The following is a 4,968-nucleotide window of genomic DNA, read 5'->3' on the forward strand; positions in this document are numbered from 1 at the left end:
AGTTGGTTAGAATACCGGCCTGTCACGCCGGGGGTCGCGGGTTCGAGTCCCGTCCACTCCGCCACTTATATTAAGCCCTAGTCGAAAGACTGGGGCTTTTTCGTTTGGTCGTGTCCCCGAGAAATGCATTTACACATTGAAGGCGAGACAATACGACTTTCTTTACCCTTTTGGCACATGAGTTTCTCAGGAAGATGAGCCTGCTGCCTGCACTTCCAATTACTCCGAGTTTGTATCCTGTCCTCGTTGAAAGATTGGCCATTTGAACAATGAGTCTTTATAACACTAGCCCTCAACCGTAATAGAATGAATAGTCTTCCGTACTGCGTGTTTTGTTAGCGTCTCTCTTAAACAATAATTTTCTACATCTTATTTCTCAAACATTCATTGCTTCCATGTTTAGAGCGGGACCGTCGTTGCGTGGATTACGCAATTTCCCGAAATATAGTGAGGAAGAGATCTAAGTCTTCCGAAAATTAATGCCTTTTAGAAAACTTTGTTTTCTTTGCTGAACTTGCTAGTAGCGATTAACCTAAGAGGAGTTCTTGAGGAGTATGTTTGATGATGCAACAAATAAAAAATGAAACGCTGAAATCTGTATTTAAGCAATGGTCTTCCGAAGAGGGAATTGTGGTCATCAACCCTGCAACTGAGCAAGAGTTAATTCGGTTAAAGCCTAGTACTCTTGATGAGTTAGATGATCTCATTGGTCAGTGCAAAACGGAGCAAGTCCGTTGGGCTAAATTAAGTGCCAAAGAGCGCTCTCGTCGTTTGAGGGGGTGGTATCAACTACTTCTTGATAATGCAGAAGACATAGCCACGATTATTACCTTAGAGCAGGGTAAACCTTTAGCTGAGAGCAAAGGGGAAGTGATGTATGGTGCCTCTTTTGTCGAGTGGTTCTCAGAAGAAGCAAAACGTGCTTATGGCGAAGTTATTCCTGCCCCCACGACAGATAGACGTCTATCTGCAATTCGCCAGCCTGTGGGAGTATGCGCTGCAATTACACCTTGGAACTTCCCTATTGCGATGATTACAAGAAAAGCAGCACCAGCCCTAGCGGCAGGTTGTGGCATGTTGATCAAGCCATCAGAGCTTACCCCTCTCACTGCAATTGCTGTTGTTGAGTTAGCTTATCAGGCTGGTATCCCTAAAGAACTGCTTTCTGTCATGGTGTCGGAGCAGGCTGCTGAGTTTGGTCAAGTACTAAGTACTGATCCTAGGATTCAGAAGATCTCTTTTACGGGGTCTACGCGAGTCGGGAAAATTTTGATGAAGCAAGCCAGTGATTCAGTCAAGGCGGTGTCGATGGAGTTGGGTGGTAATGCGCCTTTCATCGTGTTTGAAGATGCAGACGTAGATGCGGCTGCGGAAGGGCTTGTCGCGTCGAAGTTCCGTAATGCAGGGCAAACATGTGTTTGTACCAATCGGTTATATGTTCATAAAAATGTAAAACAAGCTTTTATTGATAAAGTATTGTCGAAGTTAAGCAAATTAAAGCTTGGCAATGGTTTAGAGAAAGGTGTCACATTAGGTCCTGTTATTACGATGGCCTCTAAGCATCGACTAGAGGCGGTGATCGATCAAGCTGTACAAGAAGGAGCCTCTATTGCTAACTCTCCACAGAGACGGCCAGGTCGCTTTATGGAGCCCGTTCTTTTGGATAGTGTGACGCAGAATATGTCGATTGTTCAGCAAGAGCTATTCGGGCCTGTGTTGCCTATTGTTACCTTTGAAAATGATGTTCAAGTTCTCGAAATGGCTAACGATACAGAATATGGTTTGGCTTGCTATTTCTATACGAATAGCTTGAAGCGTATTGTGACTTTTAGTGAAGGTTTAGAGTACGGTATGGTTGGAGTGAATGAAGGGATCATCTCTACTGAAGTGGCTCCATTTGGTGGAGTTAAAGAGTCGGGTGTTGGACGGGAAGGTGCTAAGCAAGGACTCGATGAATATCTGGAGACAAAGTATATTTGTCTTGGTGGTTTAAGCTGATTTCAGAGATGGCCGATTGAATTAAAAAGCTAGGTTTTTACCTAGCTTTTTTTTAGTTGAAAGGCATACCATTTGCCACGCGCGTTTGTGGTTAATATTTTCTGGTTACTTAGTGAGTCGATAGTTAGCTTGCGGTAAGCGGTTTTTAATAATCAAAGCGCTTATGTTATTTCGTTATGGGGTAGGAGAGAGCTTAGCTTTAAACTAATACAAAAAAGCCGCATCAAGTGATGCGGCTTCTTCTAATATGGCTCCTCCTGCTGGGCTCGAACCAGCGACCTGCGGATTAACAGTCCGTCGCTCTACCAACTGAGCTAAGGAGGAACAAATTTTAATAAGTGGTGCCGACTACCGGAATCGAACTGGTGACCTACTGATTACAAGTCAGTTGCTCTACCTACTGAGCTAAGTCGGCACAATGTCATTAATAAGTTATTAACTTAATAATGAAAATTGGCTCCTCCTGCTGGGCTCGAACCAGCGACCTGCGGATTAACAGTCCGTCGCTCTACCAACTGAGCTAAGGAGGAATTGTCTTTTTAAGAGAATAAATGGTGCCGACTACCGGAATCGAACTGGTGACCTACTGATTACAAGTCAGTTGCTCTACCTACTGAGCTAAGTCGGCACATTTTATTCTTTAACATTGTTCGTGCTAAGCACCAACAATTAATAAATTGTGGTGCCCGGAGGCGGAATCGAACCACCGACACGAGGATTTTCAATCCTCTGCTCTACCGACTGAGCTATCCGGGCGACGAGGTGTATTAAAAGGCTTTTCGGCTTTCAGGTCAACAATAAAATTAAAATAAAATATCGTTTGATGAATTTGTGCTCGGAGTGGGCTGTTTTTATGCGTTTTTAGCAGCAATGCGCCATGCTTTAAGCGATGTTTTAACATTGATAGTGTGTTCACTTGCAAAATAAAGGCGATAAAAACAAAAAAGCACGTCTGAAAACGTGCTTTTTATTGAACAATTGACTTTAAACTAGTGCTTTACTGAGAACTTGTTTACCCAACCTTCTAGCTCATTCGCTAGTGAAGCTAAACTTTGAGTACTTGATTGGCTCTCGGTTACGACAGAGTTGAGTTGGCCTCCGCTTTCCTCGATAAGGTTTATGCGTAGCGCAATATCATCGCTAACCTGCATCTGCTCAGCGGCAGCAGTAGCGATCTGCTGGCTCATTGTGGTGATAGATTCTAACGCCGTTACAATTTGCTGTAGAGCTTCAGAGGCATTCTTAGACTCTGTAACAGTGCTTTCACTGGTTTCTGCACATATTTCCATTCTGTGAATGGCATTGCGAGAGCCTTCTTGCAGATTGGAGATCATATACTGAATCTCTTTTGTGCTGTCTTGTGTGCGTCCTGCTAGGTTGCGTACCTCATCAGCAACGACTGCGAAGCCTCGGCCTTGTTCTCCAGCACGTGCTGCTTCAATGGCTGCATTGAGTGCCAATAGGTTTGTTTGCTCTGCAATATCACCAATCACATCGAGCACTTTTACAATATTATTTACATCCTGATCTAGATCGGCGACCGCTTTACTCGCAGTATTTAATTGAGAAGCTAAACCTTGAATGTTTTCAACCGTGTTATGAATGAGTTTCTGAGTATGTTGGCTTTGTTTGTCAGCCTCGTCCGTATTGTTTGCGGTGTCGCTTGCTGAATTGGCAACATGGTTGGCTGAAGATGCCATTTCAGTCATCGCAGTGGCAATCATCGCCGTTGATTGCTGCTGAGATACGGTAAGATCGGCAATCGTATTTGATCGAGCTTCTACGGCAGACAACTCTGCGCGCAGTGCATGCATAGACTTCTCTAGGTTTGTCACCATGGTAGCTAGTGATTGACTCATATCTTGCACGGCACGATAGATACTTCCTCTCGGTGCCACAGTATCAAAACTGGTCTGAATGTCTCCTTGAGCGACAGCTTGAACTGCTTTACGCACGTCGTTAGGCTCTCCACCAAGTAGATGAAGCATTTTGCGAATCGAAATGATCAGGCCACTTAGAATACTTCCCGCGATAATCAGACACAGCACAAGCTGCCATTGTGCTGTCGACCAAAAACGTGCGTTAACTTCATTAAAGCCAATACCTGTACCGACAACCCAGCCCCAGTGTGGTGTTTTTTCTGCTATCGAGTGTTTTTCTTCAATGCTGCCATCAGCTTGTTTTTGGCTCCAGGTATATTCAATGATCTGACCTGTTTTGTGCCCCAATACATCTAGAATGAGTTGGCCTACGCTATTACCACTGCCATCTCTAAAGTCATGGAAGCTGGTTCCGTGCAGTTGAGGGTCTAGTGGTGCGGCGATGAACATCATATTTTCATCTGCGACATAAACGTATTCGTTGTCTTTGTAGATATTGTTACGAAGTAGGCGAGTGGCTAATGCTTTCGCTTCGTCTTCCGGCATTTTGCCTTCGATAGCCATCTTTTCTACTTCGGTAAGTATGCTGTACGCACTTTTAAATAGCTCAGTAACTCGAGCTTTGTTATCAAGGTTACTTGCGACGCGAAGTGTCCATAAGCCCGTTGCGGTCAGAACTAGGAGAGCTAGCAATATGATCGCAGATAATAAATAGGCTTGAGTTTTTAGTTTCATATTTAGCTCACAAATAAAGTGTTATCACTATGCAAGGCATAGCTAAAAGAAGAAATGTAATAACTCGGGCATCTTAGTGAAGATAAATATGCTCGGATACTAATGCGTATTGAAATTACGATGAGGATTAAATTTTTAGCGTGAAATAAGTGTTTTTGAAGAAAGGATTTAATGTTCGCTGATGTTTAGAAATGAAGTGCAGATAAATGGGAAAGTGAGAAATGACGTATAAAGCAGATACAAAAAAGCCGCATCAAGTGATGCGGCTTCTTCTAATATGGCTCCTCCTGCTGGGCTCGAACCAGCGACCTGCGGATTAACAGTCCGTCGCTCTACCAACTGAGCTAAGGAGGAA

At 43.8% G+C, this 4,968-nt stretch carries 2 protein-coding genes and 6 tRNA genes; 1 reads left to right on the forward strand and 7 read right to left on the reverse strand.

From position 1 onward, the window contains the following. The first annotated feature begins 561 nt into the window (after window positions 1–561). Window positions 562–1,998, forward strand: a complete 1,437-nt coding sequence (locus R8N46_RS24085; RefSeq protein WP_171346347.1) for an NAD-dependent succinate-semialdehyde dehydrogenase — start codon at window positions 562–564, stop codon at window positions 1,996–1,998. Between the two features lie 248 nt (window positions 1,999–2,246). Here R8N46_RS24085 and R8N46_RS24090 read toward each other — a convergent pair. From R8N46_RS24090 to R8N46_RS24120, 7 genes are all read right to left on the reverse strand, one after another. Continuing rightward, a tRNA-Asn gene (locus R8N46_RS24090) sits at window positions 2,247–2,322 on the reverse strand. Window positions 2,323–2,337: 15 nt separating this feature from the next. Then, window positions 2,338–2,413 (reverse strand) — tRNA-Thr (locus R8N46_RS24095). Between the two features lie 39 nt (window positions 2,414–2,452). Then, a tRNA-Asn gene (locus R8N46_RS24100) sits at window positions 2,453–2,528 on the reverse strand. Between the two features lie 22 nt (window positions 2,529–2,550). Next, a tRNA-Thr gene (locus tag R8N46_RS24105) sits at window positions 2,551–2,626 on the reverse strand. A gap of 52 nt (window positions 2,627–2,678) precedes the next feature. Continuing rightward, window positions 2,679–2,754 (reverse strand) — tRNA-Phe (locus R8N46_RS24110). A 233-nt stretch (window positions 2,755–2,987) separates the two neighbouring features. Then, entirely contained in the window at window positions 2,988–4,613 is a 1,626-nt protein-coding gene (locus tag R8N46_RS24115; RefSeq protein ID WP_213972543.1) for a methyl-accepting chemotaxis protein, read from the reverse strand. A gap of 278 nt (window positions 4,614–4,891) precedes the next feature. Further along, a tRNA-Asn gene (locus R8N46_RS24120) sits at window positions 4,892–4,967 on the reverse strand. Window position 4,968 lies beyond the last annotated feature (1 nt).

This window comes from Vibrio sp. 1874 (assembly GCF_033344395.1).
GTDB classification, from domain to species: domain Bacteria; phylum Pseudomonadota; class Gammaproteobacteria; order Enterobacterales; family Vibrionaceae; genus Vibrio; species Vibrio alginolyticus.

Bases quoted from the DNA above. Each gene is read 5' to 3' on its own strand.
- R8N46_RS24115 (WP_213972543.1), bottom strand. From the start codon at position 4,613: ATGAAACTAAAAACTCAAGCCTATTTATTATCTGCGATCATATTGCTA.
- R8N46_RS24085 (WP_171346347.1), top strand. From the start codon at position 562: ATGATGCAACAAATAAAAAATGAAACGCTGAAATCTGTATTTAAGCAA.